This is a genomic window from Polyangiaceae bacterium, from assembly GCA_020633235.1.
Classification (GTDB): domain Bacteria; phylum Myxococcota_A; class Polyangia; order Polyangiales; family Polyangiaceae; genus JACKEA01.
The window spans coordinates 877,909-899,296 of record JACKEA010000001.1 but is presented as its reverse complement, the minus strand read 5'-3'; the positions used below and the strand labels follow the sequence as shown (position 1 = coordinate 899,296).

17 protein-coding genes are annotated in these 21,388 nt (G+C 67.6%); 13 read left to right on the top strand and 4 right to left on the bottom strand.

What is annotated here, in order from left to right; all coding sequences use genetic code 11:
- Positions 1-17: 17 nt before the first annotated feature.
- Positions 18-1,631, bottom strand: a complete 1,614-nt coding sequence (locus H6717_03930; protein ID MCB9576169.1) for a class I SAM-dependent methyltransferase — start codon at positions 1,629-1,631, stop codon at positions 18-20.
- A 4-nt stretch (positions 1,632-1,635) separates the two neighbouring features.
- Entirely contained in the window at positions 1,636-2,301 is a 666-nt protein-coding gene (rplC, locus tag H6717_03925) for a 50S ribosomal protein L3 (protein ID MCB9576168.1), read from the bottom strand.
- Between the two features lie 171 nt (positions 2,302-2,472).
- Here rplC and rplS point away from each other — a divergent pair, with 171 nt between their 5' ends.
- From rplS to H6717_03900, 5 genes are all read left to right on the top strand, one after another.
- Positions 2,473-2,832, top strand: a complete 360-nt coding sequence (gene rplS, locus H6717_03920) for a 50S ribosomal protein L19 (protein ID MCB9576167.1) — start codon at positions 2,473-2,475, stop codon at positions 2,830-2,832.
- Between the two features lie 151 nt (positions 2,833-2,983).
- Positions 2,984-4,144, top strand: coding sequence for an FHA domain-containing protein (locus H6717_03915; protein ID MCB9576166.1), 1,161 nt, complete (start codon positions 2,984-2,986; stop codon positions 4,142-4,144).
- Positions 4,145-5,570: 1,426 nt separating this feature from the next.
- A complete protein-coding gene (locus H6717_03910; GenBank protein MCB9576165.1) occupies positions 5,571-6,572 on the top strand; it encodes an FHA domain-containing protein in 1,002 nt (333 codons plus the stop codon).
- A gap of 12 nt (positions 6,573-6,584) precedes the next feature.
- On the top strand, positions 6,585-7,865 hold the full coding sequence (locus H6717_03905) for a serine/threonine-protein phosphatase (GenBank protein ID MCB9576164.1): 1,281 nt from the start codon (positions 6,585-6,587) through the stop codon (positions 7,863-7,865).
- Between the two features lie 39 nt (positions 7,866-7,904).
- Entirely contained in the window at positions 7,905-10,853 is a 2,949-nt protein-coding gene (locus H6717_03900) for an FHA domain-containing protein (protein ID MCB9576163.1), read from the top strand.
- Here the strand turns inward: H6717_03900 and H6717_03895 are convergent.
- The gene (locus tag H6717_03895; protein ID MCB9576162.1) at positions 10,770-11,597 is read right to left on the bottom strand and encodes a 1-acyl-sn-glycerol-3-phosphate acyltransferase; all 828 of its coding nucleotides are present in this window, start codon (positions 11,595-11,597) and stop codon (positions 10,770-10,772) included. The genes H6717_03900 and H6717_03895 overlap by 84 nt on opposite strands.
- 110 nt (positions 11,598-11,707) lie before the next feature.
- Between H6717_03895 and H6717_03890 the strand changes: the two genes are divergently transcribed.
- Positions 11,708-12,196, top strand: a complete 489-nt coding sequence (locus H6717_03890) for a hypothetical protein (protein ID MCB9576161.1) — start codon at positions 11,708-11,710, stop codon at positions 12,194-12,196.
- Positions 12,193-12,690: a hypothetical protein gene (locus H6717_03885; GenBank protein ID MCB9576160.1), complete on the top strand. Its 498-nt coding sequence runs from the start codon at positions 12,193-12,195 to the stop codon at positions 12,688-12,690. Before H6717_03890 ends, H6717_03885 begins: the two co-directional genes overlap by 4 nt.
- Here H6717_03885 and H6717_03880 read toward each other — a convergent pair whose 3' ends face one another.
- Positions 12,691-15,156, bottom strand: coding sequence for a glycogen/starch/alpha-glucan phosphorylase (locus tag H6717_03880; GenBank protein ID MCB9576159.1), 2,466 nt, complete (start codon positions 15,154-15,156; stop codon positions 12,691-12,693).
- Between the two features lie 439 nt (positions 15,157-15,595).
- On the opposite strand from H6717_03880, the gene H6717_03875 reads away from it, so the two are divergent.
- The 6 genes from H6717_03875 (at position 15,596) to H6717_03850 (ending at position 21,384) form a co-directional block, all read left to right on the top strand.
- Complete coding sequence (locus tag H6717_03875; protein MCB9576158.1) at positions 15,596-16,120, top strand: hypothetical protein; 525 nt, start codon at positions 15,596-15,598, stop codon at positions 16,118-16,120.
- Positions 16,121-16,225: 105 nt separating this feature from the next.
- Positions 16,226-16,582, top strand: coding sequence for a thioredoxin family protein (locus tag H6717_03870; protein ID MCB9576157.1), 357 nt, complete (start codon positions 16,226-16,228; stop codon positions 16,580-16,582).
- Between the two features lie 4 nt (positions 16,583-16,586).
- The gene (locus tag H6717_03865) at positions 16,587-17,798 is read left to right on the top strand and encodes a thioredoxin family protein (GenBank protein ID MCB9576156.1); all 1,212 of its coding nucleotides are present in this window, start codon (positions 16,587-16,589) and stop codon (positions 17,796-17,798) included.
- Positions 17,799-17,844: 46 nt separating this feature from the next.
- Positions 17,845-19,200, top strand: coding sequence for a serine/threonine protein kinase (locus H6717_03860; GenBank protein MCB9576155.1), 1,356 nt, complete (start codon positions 17,845-17,847; stop codon positions 19,198-19,200).
- Positions 19,172-20,167 (top strand): hypothetical protein, encoded by a 996-nt coding sequence (locus H6717_03855; protein ID MCB9576154.1) that lies wholly within the window; start codon positions 19,172-19,174, stop codon positions 20,165-20,167. The genes H6717_03860 and H6717_03855 overlap by 29 nt, the downstream gene beginning before the upstream one ends.
- Positions 20,161-21,384, top strand: coding sequence for a hypothetical protein (locus tag H6717_03850; GenBank protein MCB9576153.1), 1,224 nt, complete (start codon positions 20,161-20,163; stop codon positions 21,382-21,384). Before H6717_03855 ends, H6717_03850 begins: the two co-directional genes overlap by 7 nt.
- The last annotated feature ends 4 nt before the right edge of the window (positions 21,385-21,388 follow it).

The following is a 21,388-nucleotide window of genomic DNA, read 5'->3' as shown; positions in this document are numbered from 1 at the left end:
TCCCAGCTTACCATCCGTCAGCGTACGGTGAGCAGAACGCTCTTCGACGGCGTGGGGCCGCTCGGGCCGTCGGGACAATCGAGACCCGAGGGCAGGTCCTTGAGCTGGACGACCTGCCTGCCCGCGCGCGCGGCGGCATCCCGGACGATGCGCCGCAACTGATCCCGCGACGTCTTTCGGTGGTTGGTGATGGCGATCAACCGTCCGCCCGCCGCGAGCACTCGCACCGCCCCTTCCACCAAGCGCGGATAGTCGCGCTGCACGCTGAAGCTCCCCTTCTTGCGCGTGCCGAAGCTCGGGGGATCCAAGACCACGATCTCGAACGCTTCACCCTTCTTCGCGGCGCGAGCCAGCCAATCGAAAGCGTCCGCCTTGACGAAACGGTGGCGCTCGGCCTCCAAGCCGTTCAGCGCCAAGTTCTCGCGTGCGCGGGACAGGGCGCGGGCGGACAGATCCACGTTCGTCACCTGCCGGGCACCTCCCGCCGCCGCGGCGACGGAGAACGAGCCCGTGTAACAGAACAGGTTCAACACGCGACCGCCGACAGACAGCTCCCGGAGCCGTGCCCGCCCGTCCCGCTGATCCACGAACAAGCCGGTGGACAGACCGTCTCCGAGCTCCACGGCGAAGGACAGGTCCCGCTCCCGCACCGTCAGCGGATTGGGCGCCACGATCCCCGCCACCGGTTCCGTCGGGGCGAGCGCGTCGCGCTCTTGACGGCGTAGATCGGCGCGAGGCCTGCGCTTCGCGTACACGCCACGCGCGCCGAGCTCCAAGAGAGCGCGGGCGAGCTCGTCTTCCCGGGCCGCCGCGTCGTCCGTGGAAAGCGACAGCGTCGCCCACTCGTCGTAGACGTCGACCACTACGCCGGGCACGTCGTCGGCGCTGCCGTTGGCCCACCGAAAAGCGCTCGCCGCGCCCGCCAACGAATGGCGCAGACAGAGCGCATCCGAAAGCGCAGCGCGAACCCGATCGCTGCTGCCGAGCTGCTCTCGTTCGTGCAGCCAATCATCGAAGGCGGCAGGCACCGGCGCGTCGAAGCTCAGACCGACGGAGGGCAGCGCCAAATGCTCCGCGTGCAGCATCAAGCGCGGCGCTGGCGGGCCGCCGTAGAGCTTGTCGCCCGCGATGGGGGCGCCAATGGCTGCCAGCTGCACGCGCAGCTGATGCGTACGGCCAGTGCGCGGAGTGAGCTCCACCAGCGCGCGTCCTCCCACCCGCTGGAGCACGCGATAGCTCGCTCGAGCGATCTGGCCACCTTGACGCACGACGCGCGTCTTGCCGCCTTTCACCGGCAGCAGGCGATGTTCGAGCTGCCCCGCGGGCCGGAGCGCGTGCGAGGCCACCAAGGCGACATAACGCCGCCCGACCTCGTGCCGCTCGAAGTCGGCGGCGACGCGGGCGTTCAGCTCCCTTCGACGGGTGAAGGCCAGCACCCCCGAGGCTCCCTTGTCCAGCCGTTGGTGGACGCCGAGGTAGGCGTCGCCTTCGAGCCAGCTCGCGAGGCGCGAGACGACGTCGTCCGCGGCGGTGGCGTCGCCACCATGCACGACGAGCCCTGGTGGCTTGTCCACCACCAACAGCTCGTCGTTCCACAGGATCCGCTCCGTACGCCACGGAGCGATGTTCATGCGATCACTTCGCGGGCTTGCCGCCGCGCCGCTTGATGGCACCGTGCACGACGACCAGCCCATTCTTGGAACCGGGAACGCCGCCGCGGATGAGAAGCAGCCCCTCTTCGGGGAGAACCTTGGCGACGCGCTGGTTCAGCACGCTCACGGTCGCGTTGCCGTGCTGGCCGGGCATCTTCACGCCGGGGAGCACGCGACCGGGCGTCATGTTGGTACCGATGGAGCCGCCGTGGCGCTTGTACTCATGGCTGCCGTGGGTCGACACCGCGCCCTTGAAGTTGTGGCGACGCATGACGCCGGAGAAGCCACGCCCGCGGGAGGTGCCCTGCACGTCCACGAACTGGCCTTCCTCGAACAACCCGTCGAGCTTCAGATCTTGCCCGACCTCGAAGCCCGCGGCGAACTCCGCGTCGCAGCGCAGCTCGCGCAGCGTCTGCTTGGGAGCCACTCCCGACTTCTTGTAGGCACCGCCGAGGGGCTTGTTGGTGTGCTTGGAGGTGCGCTCTCCGAGGCCCACGATGAGGGCGTCGTAGCCGTCCTTCTCCTGAGTGCGCTTGCCAACGACCGTAGCCTTGGCCTCGATCACGGTGCAGGGGATGACGCTGCCGTCCTCGGTAAAGATCTGAGTCATTCCGAGCTTGCGCCCGATGACGCCGGGGTGTTGATTCATCGTGGTTCTCCTGGTTGCCGGGGCCGGTCGGAGCCGGAGCCGGGCCGAGGTCTTTTTGAAGTGGGCGGCGGAGATAGCCCTCGACGGGATTGCCGTCAAGCTAGGCATTGACCAAAGCCTTCAGAGGTGCATAATCCCGCACCCCGAACTTTTCAGGCCTCCGAGGACGCCATGTCGACCACTCACTCCAAGATCGAAGCGCTCGAAAAGAGCGCGCTCCGCAATGACCTGCCGGCGTTTCGCGTTGGCGACACCATCGCCGTGCACTACCGCATCGTCGAGGGCGACAAGCTCCGCACCCAGGTCTTCCGGGGTACCGTGATCAAGCGCCATCGAGCGGGGGCTCGCAGCACCTTCACTGTTCGAAAGACCAGCTTCAACGTGGGCGTGGAGCGCGTGTTCCTCCAGCATTCTCCCCGGATCGAGCAGATCGAGGTCGTGAGCCGCGGTGTGGTGCGGCAGGCCCGCCTGCAATACCTGCGTGGGCTGTCCGGCAAGGCCGCTCGCATCAAGGACGAGAAGGACATCTGAGCCGCGTCCCGAACGCTGGCCGGACGGTCGGCGTTCGACACGATTTCGCAAGGTTCCGAGGCCGATAGGCTACCCATCCTCAGCGGAACGGGTATGCTGGCGCGCACCCGACCGCGTGTTTGCGCGGTTTAACTTGGTTTCGGAGGTCCCGATGGTCGCGTGCCCGCGGTGCGGCATCTCGAATCAACCCACTAGCAAGTTCTGCGCGTCCTGCGGCGCCCCGCTGCCCGCTTCGGGCGCCGCTCCCGGCTCACCCTATGGGCCGCCGCCAGGACCGCCCCCCGGAGGACCGCCACCACAGGCTGGACCGCCTGGCTGGGGACCGCCACCGGGGCAAGGCGCACCTCCACCCCAGGGACCGCCGCCGGGGTATGGCCCTCCACCGGGACCACCTCCGGGTGCGCCACCCCCAGCCGGCCCTCCGGGTTGGGGCGCTCCCCCCGGACCGCCTCCCGGAGCGCCCCCCGGCTACGGAGCTCCGCCTCAGGCGTATCCGCCTCCTGGTGGTCCCCCTCCCGGCCCGCCGCCTGGAGCCTGGGGTCCCCCTGGCCAAGTGCCCGCCGGGCCAGGCGCGGCACCGTTCAGGGTGGGCTCTCCGGAAGGCCTCAATCCGTTCGGCGCCACCATGACACCGGACCTCCCGGGCAGCCCGATGGCAACTCCGCCAGGACCGCCGGCACCTGGAGCGCCGCCGGGCGTGGGCCCCACCAATCCGGGACCCGCTGGCGCGGTAGCACCGGGCGGCCCTCCCGGCTGGAACGATCCCGCGGCCTTCGCAGCCACGGCGCCGCCGCCAACCACGGACGAGCACGACAAGGCGCAGCAGGCGCAGGCGCAGCAGCAACAGCATCAGGCCTCCCCCGCTCCGGCCCCCGTCGCTCCGCCGCCGCCCGCTCCCGAGCCCGTTCCCGCTCCTGCCGCCGAAGCCAGTCCCAAGCCGGCGTCGGAGAGCGGGGCGAAGGACCCGATGCAGGTCGCCCCCGACGCGCCCAGAGCTCTGGCGGGCTTCTTGGTTGGCTACGAGGGCGCCGAGCTCGGGATCTTCTGGCCCGTGTACCAAGGCAAGAACGTCGTCGGTCGCAAGGCCGCCGCCGATGGCCTCGACATCGAGGTGGATCACCCGACGACGTCGTCGCGGCACGCCATCGTGCACGCGTCGGCGCGCCCGGGCCGCTTCAAGGTGGAGGACCAAGGCAGCACGAACGGGACCTTCGTCAACGACGAGAAGCTGGCGCCGAATGCTGCCAAGGAGCTCGTAGATGGCGACCAACTCCGCTTCGGCGGCTACGCCGTCACGGTCAAAATCGTCTGAGCAACTGATCATGCATATCGCACGCGAAACGCTCCGCTCTTTCATCTCCTCGCTCGCCGTATCGCTTCTGGTGCTCACAGTGCTCTTCGTTCCGAGGAGCGCCTGGGCAGCCCCCGAAGCCCACATCATGCGCATTGACCCGCGCGCGGCGCAGGACAACGGCTCGCCGATCCTCACCACCGTCATCGAGGTGGTGCAGACCAAGCGCGTGAGCGAAGCCACGCAGCACTGCGCCTCTGCACGCGGGACTGCTCTGTGGGACTGCATGAGCGCGGCGCTCGAGAAGCCGTACTCCCTCTACACCCCGTTTCCGTTCCCGGCGCAGAACGCCATCTTCAGCGTGAAGGTCGAGGGCACGGACCACCCGGCGAAGTACGTCAAGGACGAGAAGTGGGGCGACAGCCAACAGCAGCCCGGCGTGGGCACCGCATGGCTGATCCTCATCGACGCCGACTCGCGAATGAAGGGCTCCTTCGACGACGCGAAGGCGGTGGCCAACCAGTTCGTCTCCAGCATGGGGCCGAGCGACATCGTCAACGTGGTGTTCTTCAACGACCGTCAGGTGGTGAAGGACTCCAAGTGGATGAGCTCCGCCAAGAAGGGCTCGGCGTCGGCCTTCATCAACTCCGTGGGCGACACCTACCGCGCCCAGGGTCGGAACCGGTCCCTGCTCACCATCATCAAGACGGCGGCGACGGACGGCTTCAAGTCCCTCGGCAACGTGGGCGAAGACGTCAAGGTGCCGCTGCACCAAGCCATGGTGGTGCTCTCGACTGGGTTCGGTGGAACGGACCCGGCCACCACCGGCCCCGGAGCGCTGCAGCTGCAGAGCTACATGACCGGCGGCCGTTTCCCCGAGGACAACACCGCCCTGCCGAAGCTCCCCGTGCCCGTCATCAGCGTGTGGTACCCGGCGAGCACGTACGACGAGTTCAAGCAGAACTCCATGGAGTTCATGCAGAACCTGGCGAACCCGGAGATCGGCGGCTTCTTCACGATCATGCGGGACGGCCAGGGCGGGCGCGCCGGCGCCATCGTCAACGCCGTGCGCTCGCGCTTCGCGAAGATGTACATCGTCAAATGGAGAGTGGCCTGCATCTCACCGTCCGTGACGCAGACCTTCGGGCTGGTGTTCAACAACGTGAAGCCACCCATTCTGGGTGACAACACCTTCAAAGACGTCCCCGTTGGCATCGATCCGTCGACGTGGCCCTTGGACGTGAACATCGAGTACACCCAGCAAATGGCCACCCGCCAGGGAGGCGTGTTTCCGGGTGGCAGCTTCAAGGTCTACGGTGACTTCTGCTGGGGCGGCGACAAGAGCCGGGCGGAAGTCTACTTCCTGCCTGCGGGTCAGCAGGTCCCGGCGGCCCTTGCGGGCGCCGACGTGGAGAAAGCGAAGCGCACGCAGCAGCAGCTGATCGCGATGGGCATGAAGGGCACGGCGAAGGAGGCGAGCGACACGTTCGTGGAGTTCGAAGCGCCCGACAAGGACAAGATCCTCCACGGTTCGGGGGACCAAGCCGTCGTGCGCGTGGTGCTGTACGATAACAAGGCCCTCCGCACGAGCGGCGTCACCGCCGACAGCATCATCCAGCTGAAGGGGACCACGCAGCCGTTCCCGTTGCTGTGGGTTCTGGGCGGAGCCTTTGGCCTGGTCGTCGTGGCGCTGCTCATCGTGGTGATCGTGCGTAGCGGCGGAAAGAAGGGCGGCGGAGGCGCACCGCCGCCGCCCGTCGTCGCTGGCGGAGCGCCGCCCTACGGTGGCTACGGCGGTCCGCCCCAAGGCGGCGGCTACGGCGGTCCGCCCCAAGGCGGTGGCTACGGCGGTCCGCCCCAAGGCGGCGGCTACGGCGGTCCGCCCCAAGGCGGCGGCTACGGCGGTCCGCCCCAAGGCGGCGGCTACGGCGGGGGCGGTGGCTACGGCGCATCACCCCCAGTCGGTGGACCTCCACCAGGACACGGAGCGTCACCACCGGAGGTGTCCCCTCCTTCGCCGGCAGCCCCCGCGGGTGGGGGCGTAAGTCCGGAATTCCTGTACGGCGGCGGTTCCCCGCAATACGGCGTGACCAACGACGCGCCAGCTCAACAGCCCGCTGCCCCACCCAACCCCTACGCCAGCACGGGACCCAGCGTGTCCCGCGCCACCCTTCAAGGTTCGGCAGGGGTGTTCACGGTCGTGCCCGGCATCGAGATGAAGGCCGGGCGCGACGGATCCCAGTGCGGGATCTTGCTCACGGAGCCTCGCGTTTCCGGACTGCACGCGTCGGTCAAGCTCGACAACGGCCAGCTCCTGATTCGTGACGAGAACAGCAACAACGGGACCCTGGTGAACGGCAACCGCATCGCCCCCGGCACTTGGACGCCGGTGCAAGACGGTTCGCTCCTGCGCTTCGGCCCGGTCGAGTTCAGCGTTCGGCTGGAGTAGCGGAGGTAGCGGGTGCGCCGCGCCGTACGGGGCGTCGTCGTCGACTTCGCCGAGCTGTCCGACGCTGGCCGCGATCCCTCGAAGCAGATCAACGAGGACGCCGCCGGTTTCGCCGACACGACCATCGGCTTGCTGCTGGTGGTGTGCGACGGCATGGGCGGACACTCCGCGGGGCGCGAAGCCAGCACCGTCGGCGTCCGCACCATCGTCGAAGCCGTGACCGCGCGAAGCGCGGCTGATCCGCCGCGCGATGCGCTGTGGTCGGCCGTCGACAGCGCCGGGCGAGCGGTCTACGCGGTCGGAGGCGACGCACCGCAGGAGCTGCGCCCGGGTTCCACCTGCGTCGCGCTGCTGCTCCACCCCGGCGGCGCGGAGGTGGCCCACGTGGGCGATTCGCGAGCCTATCTGCTGCGGGGGGAGTCCATCGCTCGACTCACCCGGGATCACTCGATGGTACAGCAGATGGTGGATGCCGGCGTGCTCAGCGAGAGCGACGCCGCCACCCATCCGGAGGCCAACAAGATCACGCGGGCCCTGGGCATGGCCCCCACCGTCGAGGTGGAGCTGCGCCCCGAGCCGCTGGCACTGATGAGCGGTGATCGCCTGCTGCTGTGCACCGACGGTCTGACGGACCTGGTCGGTGACGCGGAGATCAAGGACATCGTCAACCGCCACTCGCGCACGGACCCCGCCCCGGCGTGCAGCGAGCTCGTGGCGCTCGCCAACGAGCGCGGCGGCCACGACAACATCACGGTGCAGCTCGCTCACGTTGCCACAGTGCCAACGGCCGCCACCGTGGTGCTTCCGGACGGACGGGGCAGCAAGACCACGGTGTTGGACGAGGAGCTCCCGCCCGGCGCCACGGTCCCCGGTGGCGACGGCCCGTCGCCGACGATCTTGGACGAGCCCAGAACGGAGCGGACCACGCTCCCCGGGGACGCGCCCATGCCCGCTCGGCCCTTCCGTCGCGATCCGGAGGTCGCCGAAGGCGGCGCTCAGCCGCGCAGCGTGGCCCGTGTGTTGGTGCTGTTCGCGGCGGTCGTCACGTTGGTCATCGTGGGCGGAGTGTTCGTATGGTGGCTGCATGGCGCACTTCGACGCCACGGCAACGACGAAGAGGTTCCGCCGCCCCCTCCCCCGCCGACGACGGCGTCGGAGCGGACGCTCCAGCCGCTGCCGACACCGGAGGACGACTCCGGCGTGGACGCCACCACGGTTCCGCCCGAAAAACCCGACGCGACCCCGGACGCGAAGCTGGATGCGGGAGCCCCGGACGGAGCGGCATTCCCTTGAGCGGGTCCCTTTGTTAGAAGCGTGCGAGCGTAAAAACCGATGATCCCTGGCCTCGGCAAGCAAACCATCACCATCGGCACTGCCGAGAGCTGCGACATCCGCCTCGGCGGTCCCGGCGTCGCGCCGGAGCACGCTCGGATCGTTCATCAGGGCGGCGGGCAGCTCGTGTTCATCGACGCAGGCGCGGGGCCTTCGTTGGCGAACGGCGCCCAGCTCCAACCCAACACTCCCGTCCCCTTCGACTTCCGTACCCAGTTCGTCGTCGGTCAGGCGGCGGTGCCCATCTCGCACCCCGCCATCGTGATGATGCTGATGCACCCGGGCGGGCTCTCGCCGGTCCCCGGGCAGATCACCTTCGGGCGCGAGGCAGAGAAGGCCCACGTCGTGGTGCAGCACCCGAACGTGTCAGGGCACCACGCGACGGTCACGCTGAATCCATTGACCGTCACCGATCACGGTTCCACCAGCGGAACCTGGCTCGCGGGGCGGCGACTCACGCCGCAGCAGGCGCAACCGATCGACGCCAACGCACTCCTTACGCTCGGTCCCGTGCCTCTGCCCATGCACCTGGTGTTCCAGCTGGCGCAGTCGTTGGCCGGCGGTGGTCAAGCTGCCGCCGCGCCCGGACCCGCGCCAGCTCCAGCCCAAGATGGCGGAGGCGCAGCCCAACCGCGGAAGAAGCACAAGACCGTCATCGGGCAGGTCGCCCTCGGAGGCCCTGGGCAGCCCAGCTACAAGACCATCGGCCGCACCCCGGACAACGACATCAAGATCGAGCATCCGCAGGTGTCCAGCAAGCACGCCCTCCTGCACAAGATGGGCGGACAGCTGTACCTGGAGGACCGCGGTAGCTCCAACGGCACCTACGTCCGTGGCCAGCGCATCCCGCCGGGACAGAAGGTTGCCGTACAAAACGGCGAAAAGGTCTTCATCGGACCGATGCCTCTCCTGATCCAGGTGGAGGCGGAAGAGGTCGCGATGATCGTGGAGGACGCGGCGCAATGGGCCGGCCGTCCCCTGTACGAGATCGAGGCGTGGGACCTGGTGATGCAGGTTCGGGACCGCGACAACCCGAGCCAGATGAAGACCCTGCTGGACCACATCAGCTTCAAGGCGATGCCCGGCGACCTCATCGCGCTGATGGGTCCCTCCGGCGCCGGCAAGACCACGCTGCTGCTCACGTTGAACGGATACTTGCCGCCCACGGCGGGGCAAGTACGCATCAACGGCGAAGATCTGTACGCCATCTACGATGCGCTACGTGGGTCCATCGGCTACGTGCCGCAGGACGACATCGTGCACCCCGAGCTCACGGTGTACGAGGCCGTGCGCTACAGCGCGTTGTTCCGCTTGCCGCCGGACTATTCCGACGAGGAAATCGACCGCCGTGTGCACGCCACGCTGGCCCAGCTGGGCCTGGAAAGCGTGGCGCACCTGCAGATCGGCAAGCCCGAGAAGAAGATCCTGTCCGGTGGTCAGCGCAAGCGCGTGAACATCGCCATGGAGCTGGTGACGGACCCCGTCATCATGTTCCTCGACGAGCCGACGAGCGGTTTGGCCGCGGATGACACCACCGCATTGGTTCAGCTGCTCGCGGACCTCGCTCGCACCACGGGCAAGACGATCATCTGCACCATCCACCAGCCGGCCAAGGACGAGTACGAGAAGTTCAACCTCGCTCTGATCCTGGGACAGGGTGGCATTCCCATCTATTACGGCCCCACGCGGGATGGCTACCGCTTCTTCGGTTCCTACTTGGAGCGGCAAGGCAAGCCGAACGACATCGACAATCCCCGCGACATGTTCGACATGTTGAACCAGCGGGAGCGCCCGATCTGGGACTCCATGCGGGCCCAGAATCCCTACGCGCCCAGGGCCATGGCGCGGCAGGCCGCCGCTCGCGAGTGGAACGCGGAGTTCTTCAACCCACAAAACCCCGTCTTCCAGAAGATGTTCTCCGGCCCACGCTCGGTGGGCACCGGCTCGAATCAGCAAGGGGTGCCCCGCACCCGCCCCAAGACACGCGGACAGTTCGGACTGCTCCTCAGTCGCTACTTCAAGGTGAAGGTGCGCGACGTGAGCGGGACGGCGATCATGCTGCTCCAGGCGCCGATCATCGGCTTCTTGCTGGCGCTGGTGTTCGGCGGTCAGAAGGACGCCATTCCGTACTGGTGCCTGGGCGCGCTGCAGGAGCTCGGCCGCCGCAGCGGCGGTCTGGGCAACACCAACGACCTGCTCACCAAGATGCAAACCACGCCGGACCATTCCGGCGCGGCGTTCTTCCTGGTGGTGGCGGCCGTCTGGTTCGGAACCAGCAACGCCGCCCGAGAGATCGTCAGTGAGAGAGCCATCTATCTGCGCGAGCGGATGGTGAACCTCAAGCTCTTCAACTACGTCTTCTCCAAGTTCTTCCTGCTATCGTTCTTCTGCGTCATCCAGTGCACGGTGCTGCTCGGTATCGTTTTCTTCGCGCTGGGCTTCAACGGTGGCCCCGAAGCGTTCGTGATCGACCTGGGGACGATGATCATCACGGCGATGAACTCCGTGGCCATCGGCCTCCTGCTCAGCACCATGGTCACCAGCAGCGAAGCGGCCATGGCCCTCACCCCCATCGCCCTGCTGCCCCAGGTGGTGCTCGGCGGAATCATGGTGCCGATGACCACCAACCCCTGGCTCGAGTACCCGATGTACGTCGTGCCGGCGCGCTGGGGCTTCCAGGGCGTGGTGGCACAGGAGCGCATGGCCATCGCGGACGACGCCGCCTGGGTGATGGACCTCAAACGGCCAGACCTGGTGAGCCCCGAGAACTTCGTGTTTCAGGGCAAGTTCAAGTGCGCCCAGGCGCAGATCGCCAGCACCGACTTTCACGGAGCCTGGGGCTTCTCCCAGTACAAGGACGTCTGGCTACCGCCAGTCGTGCTGTTCGCGATGATGGTGACGATGCTGATCGTCATTCTCATCCTTCTCAAGCGGCGCGACTCCATCTGAAGGAACGCCCACCGCGGCGCGAACCGCGGGCAAAGCGCCTCGGATGCGATCCCGCACCGAGTCCCGCAGTCGTTCCACGTCCGCTCCGGTCATCCCGCGAGTGTCCACGGGCTCGAGCACCCGCGCCAAGGCACGCGCGCGCCCGAACCACTTGGAGCCCTTCGGTCGGCAGTTGCGCGTACCCGCGAGAGCGACGGGCAACACCGGCACGCCGGCCTCGATCGCCAGCTGGAACGCTCCGTTCTTGAAAGGCAGCAGCTCGCCGTTGGGAGAGCGCGTGCCTTCGGGAAACAACATCACTGGGAGACCGCCGGCGAGGGTCTTCTTGCACTCGTCCATCATGCGCTCGACACTGTCGCGGGCGCCGCGCTTGAGGGGAATGTCGCCGCCGAAGTGCATCATCTGACCGATGAGCGGGATCTTGAACAGCTCTTCCTTGGCCACCCAGCGCATGTCCCACGGCAGAAACGAGAGCAGGAACGGATCCGCGGTGGACTCGTGGTTGCTGACCACCACGTAGGGGCGCTCCAAGATGTCCGCGGGTGGGGTGCCGTCGACGGAGAAACGCCACACTGGCGTGAGGGACGACGTGAAGCGACCAAAGCGCCGCATCCAGCGACCCGGCATGCGCTGGGTCGGGTCCTTGCGGTGCCGAAAGTGCGACACCCCCATGATGGGAACGAAGGTCACCGCGCAAGCGAGGAACTCGGCATAGGTGTAGGTGCCGAGCAGGACTTGGGCCATGGTCTTTTTCCTAGCCCGCAGGGCATTCGGCACAGGGCCAGGAAACCGTCACGATTCCGTCAGGTCAGACCACATTTGCGGGGCCGGCCCAGGCCTCGTAGGCTGGCGCCATGGCCGCTCTGGACTGGCTGCCCTGGCGCCGTCCTCGGCGCCTGCCGATGGCCCGGGTCTCCTCGGGCCGCGTCGAGATCGAGGGAGAGGTGGAGGCCTTGGCCACGCTACCGGATCCCGTGAGCGGACGGGTCTGTGTCGCCTTGGAGTACGAAGCCGCGCCGCCGAGCGCCCTCAGCGTCACCGGGGTTCCCCACTCTACCCGGGCCTACACCATCACCGCGCACCAGGCCGTGGACTTCGTGCTGACCGATGGGGACTGCCGCGTGCTGGTGAAGGTCCCACGCGAGCAGGACGACGTGGCGCGAGTCCACGCGCATCTGACCGCCGAGCACGGCCTCGCCCTGCGCGTTGCCGTGGCGACCATAGAGCCCGGGGAGCGCGTGGTCGTCGTCGGCCGAGTCGTCGACCAGGATCCGAAGAGCACACCGTACCGCTCGGTGCACTACCGAGCCATCGTCCACGCCGAACGGTTCTTTCCCGCATGATGCGCCTTCGTCCTGCCGTGCTGCTGTTGCTCACGGCGTGCGCTGGCACGCCGCCCAGAGCCCCCGTGCCCGCGGCGTCCGCGCCGCCAGCTCCTGCGCCCCCGCCGCCCACGGCCAGCGTGCCGGCTCCCGAACGGACCGCGCCGGCCGAACCGGAAGCTTCCGCGCCGCCCTGCCCAAAACCCGAACATCCCGATCACTGTCTCTGGATTGCGACGGCGCCCCCCAATCCGTTTCGGGCGCGGCACGTGGCTTCCCGCATGAGCAAAGACGGCTTCGACGCCGTCGCCGATGGCGATCGCATCATCGTCCACGCTTCCGACGAGCAACTCGAGAAGCTGTTCGACACGGCGCCGGAGCATCGCCTGCTCGAGAAGAGCTCCGGCCCCGGCAAGAGCTGTGTCGCTGCCATGCCTGACGGAGCAAAGCTCTCGTCCCGCTACGCGGGCGAGGTCGGCGACTGGATCCTCGACGACCCCACCTGCGAGATGTGATCAGACCGGGACGTTCCAGATCTCGCGGGCGTACCCCGCGATGGTTCGGTCGCTGGAGAACCAACCCATGCGAGCCACGTTGAGAATGGATCGCCGCGCCCACTCGCCGGAGTCGCGATACACCTGCTCCAGCGCTTCGTGCGTGCGCACGTAGGAACGAAAGTCCGCGAGCACCAGGTAGCGGTCCCCACCTCCCAAGAGCGACTCCACCACGTCCCGGAAGCGATGGGGGTCGTCCGGCGAGAACATGCCGCTCTCGATCGCGTCGAGGGCCGTTCGAATCGCCGGATCCGAGTGGTACAGGCGCCAGGGATCGTAGCCAGCGCGGTGGGTGCCCTCCACTTCTTCCGCCGTGAGCCCGAAGATGAACACGTTCTCCTGCCCGACGTTGTCCTTGATCTCGATGTTGGCGCCGTCCAACGTCCCGATGGTCAAGGCACCGTTCAGCGCGAACTTCATGTTCCCGGTACCGGACGCTTCCATCCCCGCGGTGGAAATCTGCTCCGAGACGTCGCTGGCCGGAATGATGTGCTCCGCCGAGGTCACTCCGTAGTTCGGCACGAACAACACGCGCAGCCGATCCCGCGTCAACGGATCCGCATTGACGCGCTCCGCCACGGCGTTGATCAAGTACACGATCTTCTTCGCCATCGCGTAGCCGGGCGCGGCCTTGCCCGCGAACAGAAACGTCCGTGGCACTCGGTCGAGCGTCCGGTCCGCGCGAAGCTCCAGGTACAGCGCCACCACGTGCAGCAGATTCAGCAGCTGGCGCTTGTACTCGTGAATGCGCTTCACCTGGGAATCCAAGAGCTGCGTGGGATCCAGATCGAGGCCGTGGGTGTGGCGCAGCCAGCGCGCCAGCCGCTCCTTGTTCCGCCGCTTGATGGCAACCCACTCCGCCTGGGTCTCGGGATCGGCGGCGAAGCCCTCGAGCTTCTCGAGCTCCGCCAGGTCCTTTTGCCAGCCTTCGCCGATGCGCCGGGAGATCAGCGTGGCGAGCTCCGGGTTGCACTTCTGGAGCCAACGCCGGGGCGTGACGCCGTTGGTCTGGTTGATGAACTTGCCGGAGAAGAAGTCCGAAAAATCCCGAAACAGTTGCTCTCGGATCAGGCGCGAATGGAGCTCCGAAACGCCGTTCACGCGCGAGCTCGCCACGATCGCCAGGTTGGCCATCCGGACCTGCTTCTCGGGGCCCTCCTCCACCAGGCTCATGCGCTGCAGCCTGCCCACGTCCCCGGGGTAGCGCAGCCGCACCTCCCGCAAGAAGCGGTCGTTGATCTCGTAGATGATCTGCAGGTGCCGTGGCAACAGCCGCTCCAGCATCCACACCGGCCAGCGCTCGAGCGCCTCCGGCAAGATGGTGTGGTTGGTGTAGGCGAAGCAACGGCTGGTGACCGTCCAAGCCAGATCCCAATCCAGGTGGTGGCGATCGACCAACAGCCGCATCAGCTCCGCCACGGCCAGCGCCGGATGGGTGTCGTTGAGCTGGAAGATGGCGAAGTCGTGGAGATTCACTGGTGTCTCGTGGCGCGCGAGGTGTCGCGCCAGGGCGTCCTGCAGCGTGGCCGAAACCAGGAAATACTCCTGCTTCAGGCGCAGCTCCTTGCCGGCGAGCTGAGCGTCGTTCGGGTACAGCACGCGGGAGATGCTCTCGGTCTGCGCCTTCAGCTCCACGGCCTTGATGTAGTCGCCGCGGTTGAAGTACTCGATGTCGAACGCACGGGTGCTCTTGGCGGACCACAGCCGCAGCGTGTTCACCACGTTGTTCTGGAAACCTGGAACCGGCGTGTCGTACGCCACCGCCAACACCTGGTGCGTGTCCACCCACTCGTGCTGCATGCGACCGTGGGGGCCGCTGTACTGAATCACGCGACCACCAAAATGCACCGCGTAACGGCGCTCGGGACGCTCGAACTCCCACGGGTTGCCGTAGCGAAGCCAGTTGTCGGGCCGCTCGATCTGCTCGCCGCGCACGATGTCTTGCTGGAAGATGCCGTACTCGTAGCGGATGCCGTAGCCCATTCCCGGGATGCCCAAGGTGGCCATGGAATCCAGGAAGCACGCCGCCAGCCGACCCAATCCTCCGTTGCCGAGGCCGGCATCGTGCTCTTGCTCGAGCACGTCGGAGAGGTCCACCCCCACTTGTGCCAGTGCTTCGCGGAGCTCGTCCATCACGCCCAGGTTCACCAAGGCGTCCTCCAGCAGGCGCCCGAGCAGGAACTCCATCGACAGGTAGTAGACCCGCTTGGGCTGTTCCCGAACGAAACGCTCGATGGTTCGCGTCCAGCGGTCCGTCAGGCGATCGCGAACGCTGTGAACCGCCGCGACGAAGTGATCCAGCTGGGTGCTGATGCGGGGGTCCTTGCCTTGGGTGTGGCGCACGTGACGCACGAAGCTCTTGCGGAACGCATCCACGTCCAACGGGAGCTGTTCGTCACCGGCGATGGGTTTCACGGGTGCTGGCATGAACCAGAAAACCCTAGAACACCGGGCGCGCGTTTCCGAGCCCTCACTTCGCAGATCGAGCTGCCCCCCGCGCCCCCTCGGCTCCCTTGCAGGCGGCCTGGCTCCCCGCATGGCAACGCTCGTCGAGGACGTTGCATGCAGCCTCGGCGCCCGCGGCGCACAGGTGGATGCACGCGGCCAGATCGCCTCGCTTGCAGGCGCCGTCCTCTCGAGTTTTGCCGGTTTCGCGGGAAAGAGCCGCCGCAAAGATGATCAAGAAGCCCAGGACGACGGCGACGACCACCAAGCGCAGCGCTGTATTTTTTTGTCGGGGCGGCTCGGAACCACTCACCACGCACCCATTTTCCCGCTCACCGGCTCCTACGGGAGCCCGGTACACTGCTCCGGCCGGGAACAGGAACAGAAACCGGCGACCATGACTTTACGTATCTGGCGAAAGATGCAGCTTGTCACCCCCAAAACCGCGGGGACGCTCGCCTTGATCACGGGCATCGCGGTCTCGGGTTGCACCAAGAACCCGGCTCCACCTGGAGAAGCCGCGCGTCAGGCCCCCGCCGCCTTGGTCACGGCCGCCGAGCCGACGCACATGAAGGCATCGCACCGCCGGGTGAAGGCCGCGGGGCAGCTCGGTCCCGGCGCCGGAACACTGGTGATCTCCATCGAGCCGCCAGCAAAGGCCAAGCTCACCGAAGGAGCTCCCCTCTCCGTCGTCGCTCACGGCGAGCACTTGAAGTTCCCGAAGCGCATCAAGACCAAGCTCGACAAGAGCTCGCTCCCCATTCGGCTTCCCATCGTCGTGGCGGACGGTGCCACGGGCCCCGCGGAGGTGAGCCTCACGTACTACTGGTGCACCGAGGGGAACGAAGCCGCGTGCCGACCGGAGCGCACCAAGTTGACGGTGGACCTCGACTTGACCGGCGACGCGCCCGGCGGCGAGGCGCACTTCACGCATCGCCCAATGTAACGGCTGCGCTGGCACCCGAGCCCAACGCAAGGCTTGCGGAGCACGCCGCCGCGTTCCCGCGCATTTCTCCGTGGCACGAGGGATGCTGCATGGCGTTCGAGGACCATGCGTCGCCGCCAGCTCCTGGCGCTGCTCGCCATTAGCGTCGTGTCACCGAGCGCGGTGGCGACCCCGCGACGCGTGCTCTCGTTCTTCTGGGCGGAGGGTTGTCCGCACTGCGCCGCCGCTCGGCCGTTCTTGAAGAAGTTGCAGCAGGAGTTCCCAAAGCTCGTCGTGGAGGCGTGGGAGGTGCGCCGCGACAAGGAAGGACGACGGCGCTTCGCTCGGGAGGTGCGGCGGCTGAAGATCGAGAAGGCCGTGGTTCCGACCTTCGTGTGCGGGAACGGCTTCGTGCAGGGCTTCACCAAGGGGCAGAGCGAGCGCTGCCTTCGCGAGCTGGTGGAGCGCTGCAGGAGGGAGTGAGGCCGTGCTCCGCCGCGCCCTCGTCCTCTTGGTCTGGCTCCTCTGTGCGTTGCTGGCGGCGACGGCCGCGGCAGATCCGCTGGATGCGGGTCCGGATGGAGACTGCATCGTCGATCCCGGAGCCTGCCCCGTGGACATCGATCTCGAGCTCGCAGAAGAAGAAGACGCCGGTGCCCAGGAGGGGCTGGTCGTGCTGTTCTTCTGGGGTACCGGCTGCCCGCACTGCGAGCAGGCCAAGCCCTTCGTGGCGCGCCTGCCCGAGGAGATCCCGGGAGTACGCGTGGAGAGCATCGAGGTGCGCAGCGATCCCGAAGGTCGGCGCCGCTTCATCGGCGTCATGCAACGGCTGGGCGCCAAGGCCGTCGGTGTCCCGAGCTTCGTGATCGGCAAAGAGTGGATCGTCGGCTACGACGGCGCCACGACCGAGGCCCGCGTCATCGATCTCGCACGCGGCAAGCGACCCAAGGCCGAGCGCTTCATCGACGTGCCCATGATCGGACGCGTCGACCCGAGCAGCATTTCGCTGCCGACGTTCACGTTGCTGATCGGCCTGGTGGACGGCATCAACCCCTGCGCCATGTGGGTGCTCTTGGTGCTGCTCAGCATCCTGGTCCACGTCAAATCGAGGAAACGCCTGGCGCTCTTCGGGGGCACCTTCGTGGTCGCCTCCGGCGTCGTCTACTTCGTGTTCATGACGGCTTGGGCGGGGCTGTTATCCTTGATCGGTCTGTCGCGCACCATCACCCTCGCCCTGGGTGTGGTGGTGCTGGGCTTGGGGCTCGTGAATCTCAAGGAGCTGGTCTGGTTCAAGAAGGGCCTATCCCTGACCATCCCCGACAAGATGAAGCCCGGGCTGTATCGGCGAATGCGTCGCATCGCGAGCGCGGCGAGCTTGCCCGCCGCGTTCGTCGGCATCGCTGTCCTGGCCTTTCTGGTGAACCTCGTGGAGCTCGGCTGCACCCTGGGCCTGCCGGCGGTCTACACGCGAATCCTCACACTGCGGGAGGAGCTCTCGCCCCTGACCCGCACGGCCTACCTGGCGCTCTACAACGTGGCCTACGTCGTGCCGCTCGCGCTGATCGTCACGGTCTATGCCTTGACCCTACACCGCATGACGCTCAGCGAGCGGGGCGCCAAGGTCCTCAAGGGAGTGAGCGGCGTGTTGCTCGTCGGTTTTGGCCTGTTGTTCATCGTCGCCCCCGGCCTGCTGACCTGAACCGGCGCTCGCTTGTCCGCCGCCGGCCCGTCGCGGATAATCCAAGATGATGGGGCCCGTCGGCCAAAACCCGAACGACCTCGGCTGGATCCCGGCGCCGGGACAGCTGCTTGCCGGCAAGTATCGGGTGGAGGGGCTCGTGGGGGCCGGCGGCATGGGCGCGGTGATCACCGCGGTCCAGCTGGAGCTCGAGCGCCGCGTCGCCATCAAGCTGTTGCCACCCCAAGCCGCCCAGATCGGCACCGCCGTGGAGCGCTTCTTGCGCGAGGCCCGCGCGGCGAGCGCCATCTCCAACGACCACGTCGTTCGCATCTACGACGTGGGTCGTCTCGATAGCGGCGTCCCGTACATGGTGATGGAGTATCTGCCCGGCGTGACGCTGGGCGCGCTGACCGCACAGCGGGGCCCGCTCCCCGTCGCCGAGACGATCGACTACGTGCTGCAGGCCTGTATCGCCCTCGCCGAGTGTCACGGCATCGGCATCGTCCACCGCGACCTGAAACCCGACAACATCATGGTGCTGCAGCGCCCGGGCCAGCTCGGCTTCGTCAAGCTGCTCGACTTCGGCATCTCCAAGAGCGACTGGTTTTCCACGGCGCCGGAGTTCACGCCGAATCTCACACACACCACCGATGTGTTCGGCACTCCAACGCACATGTCACCGGAGCAAGTGCGCAGCAGCAAGAGCGTCGACCTCAGAACCGACGTCTGGGCCTTGGGCGTGATCCTGTACGAGGTGCTGACCGCAGCGCCGCCGTTCATGGCGGAGACGCTGCCGGCCCTCTCCGCCGCCATCGTGAGTGACGCGCCCGTGCACCCGAGCGAGCGTCGACGCGACCTGCCCCGGCCCCTGGGAGACGTGGTCTTGAGCTGCCTGGAAAAGCGCCCCGAGGCTCGCCCCCAGAGCGTGGCACAGCTCGCGGAGAAGCTCCGCCCTTGGGCCGGACCAGGCTCCCTCTCGCACCTCGGTCGCATCCGCGATCTGGCCGCCGCCGATCCCCTCGAGGCCAGCCGTCCCTGGCCGCGGGTGTCGTCCAGCGCCATCGCCGTGGACACCGCCCAGGCCTGGGGTACCACCCACCAGCGCCGCCGCTCGACCTCGCGAGGCATCTTGTTGGGCGCGTCCGTGGGCCTATTGGTCTTCTTGGGGGTGATCGTCGCGCTCGCCCTGCGGGCCCGCTCCGCGGCGCCCCCCACGGCGCAGGTGGAAGCCGTGGACACCCCGCCCACCCAGCCGGTGGCGGTGGCGGCGGCACCGACGCCCACCACGGCCGTCCCCGCGCTGGCGGAAGCCGGCGCCCAGCCCACCGCGTCCAGCGAAGACACCGCCGACGCGCCGCCAACGCCCAAGGCCCCGCCCACGAAAAGGCACCATGCGGATCCGTTGGACGATCGCTACTAGCCTCAAAGCGTTGCTCCTGACGCTGCTCTTGGCGCCCACCGCCCTGCACGCGGAGCCCACCGCCGGCGAGCGCGCCACGGCCGACGCGCTGTTTCGCGATGCCAAACGCTTGATGAAGAAGAAGGCGTACGACGAAGCCTGTCCCAAGCTGGCGGAGAGCCAGCGCCTCGATCCCCAAGGTGGCACGCTCCTCAACCTGGCCGTATGCCACGCACGCCAAGGACTGACGGCGTCGGCATGGGTTGAGTTTCAGGAAGCGCTGGCGCTCGCGAAGGAAGCCAAACGTCGAGATCGCATCCACCTGGCGGAGCGAGAGATCGTCAAGCTCGAGCCCCGCCTCAGCCGCCTCACCATCCAAGTCCCCGAAACCGCCAGGGTCGAGGGCTTGTCGATACGCCGCGGAAACGTCGAGGTCGCCGCTGCGGCGTGGGGCACCCCCGTGCCCGTCGATCCCGGACGCGTCGAGATCTCCGCCACGGCGCCGGACCACGAAGCGTGGAGCACGAGTGTGACGCTCGAGGAAAAGGACGACAAGACCGTCACCGTGGAGCCCCTGCAGAAGATCGAGAAGCCGGCGCCCCAGCCCGCCCCCAAGCCGCCGCCACCCAAGGACACGGGCGAGGACGGCTCCAAAGAGCGTCTCATCGGCCTGGCCGTCGGCGGCGCGGGCGTCATCGCGTTGGGCGTGGGCTCCTACTTCGGCGTGCGGGCGGTGAATCAGAACAGCCAGAGCGAGGAGCACTGCGACGGCACGCTGTGCGACCCGCGCGGCGTGGAGCTGAACGACCAATCCCAGCGTTCCGCCAACGTCGCGAACGTCGCCTTCGCCGTGGGCGTCGTGGCCGTGGGCGTGGGAACCTGGCTCTACTTGACGGCCCCGAAGAAGAAAGAGCAGGCGGACGCGCTCCGGGTGGACGCCGCGATTGGCGCCCACAACGGCAGTGTCCTACTCTCGGGCTCATGGTGAGCCGGCGCGTCCGAGGGGCTCTGCTCGCCACGTGCGCCGTCGCCGTGGCCTGCCAGACCCTCGCCGGCATCGAGGACAAGGAGCTCGATCCCAAGTACCTGGACGCGGCCGCCGTGGTCATCGACGGCGCGGCCGAAGCGGGCTGGGACGCGACGACGGGGCCCAACGGAGCTTCGGCCATTCCTCCGGAGCGGCCCGCCGGTCCGGCCGTGCCATCGGGCAAGGGCGTGACTCGTTGGTTCGCCGCACGACGCATCTTCCTCGGCACCGTCGACCCCACCACGGGCACGAAGGACGACACGGCGTGGCAGCGAATCGGTCACGCCATCGACAGCGAGAACACCACCCAAGCCATCAGCATTGCCAACGCTTCCAAGGTCTGCAAGCGGCCGCCGAGCGCGGCGGACGAGTCGCTGACCGATGGTGAGGACGGCCGCGACAACGGCGCGGGGCGAGTGCTCGCATACGGGTCGCAGTTCTTGTCGAAGGACTTCGAGCTGGGCCTGCACGCGGATCTGGAGAGCGGCGACAAGCCCACCATGGTGCTCATGCTGAGCGATCTGGATCCCGGCAGCGACGATCCTTACGTGCCCGGCGCGCTGCTCGTCACCGCCGTCAACCCGGGCCAGAATCCGAAGTGGAACGGATCGGACGACTTCTGGATCGACTCCAAGACCGTGCTCGGCAGTGAGGCCGGAGCGCCGGACGCCGGTACGCCGGAAGCCGGGGTCGACGCGGGGGAGGCAGACACTCCGCCTCCCGAGCCCGTCGTGCCCCGCTACACGTTCCCGAAGGGCTACCTCAAGGGCAACGTGTGGGTCAGCGGGGATCTGGGAGACTCCCCCGGACCGATGCCCATGTACGTCTTGAACGGCATCACCATCGTGAACACGGCCACCATCACGCTGGCCGTGGAGCTGTCGCCCCTGCACGACGGGGCCGTGCGCTCCATGCTCAGCGCCGTGGCCGGCAAAGCGACGCTGGAAACCGAGTTCTTGCCGCTCGCCAAGGAGCTGGTGAGCTGCAACGACACACTCGCGTCGCTGTTCATGAACCAGTTCTTGCTGCCGGCAATGGATCTCGCCAACGCCCCGCCCAGCTTCGAGAAGCCGGCCGCTCAGTGCGACGCTCTGGCCATCGGCTTCGCCTTCGATTGGGAGCTCATCGTCGAGCCCACCGTCGCCGTGGCGGTGCCCGACGCCTCGCTCTGCAACTGAAGCG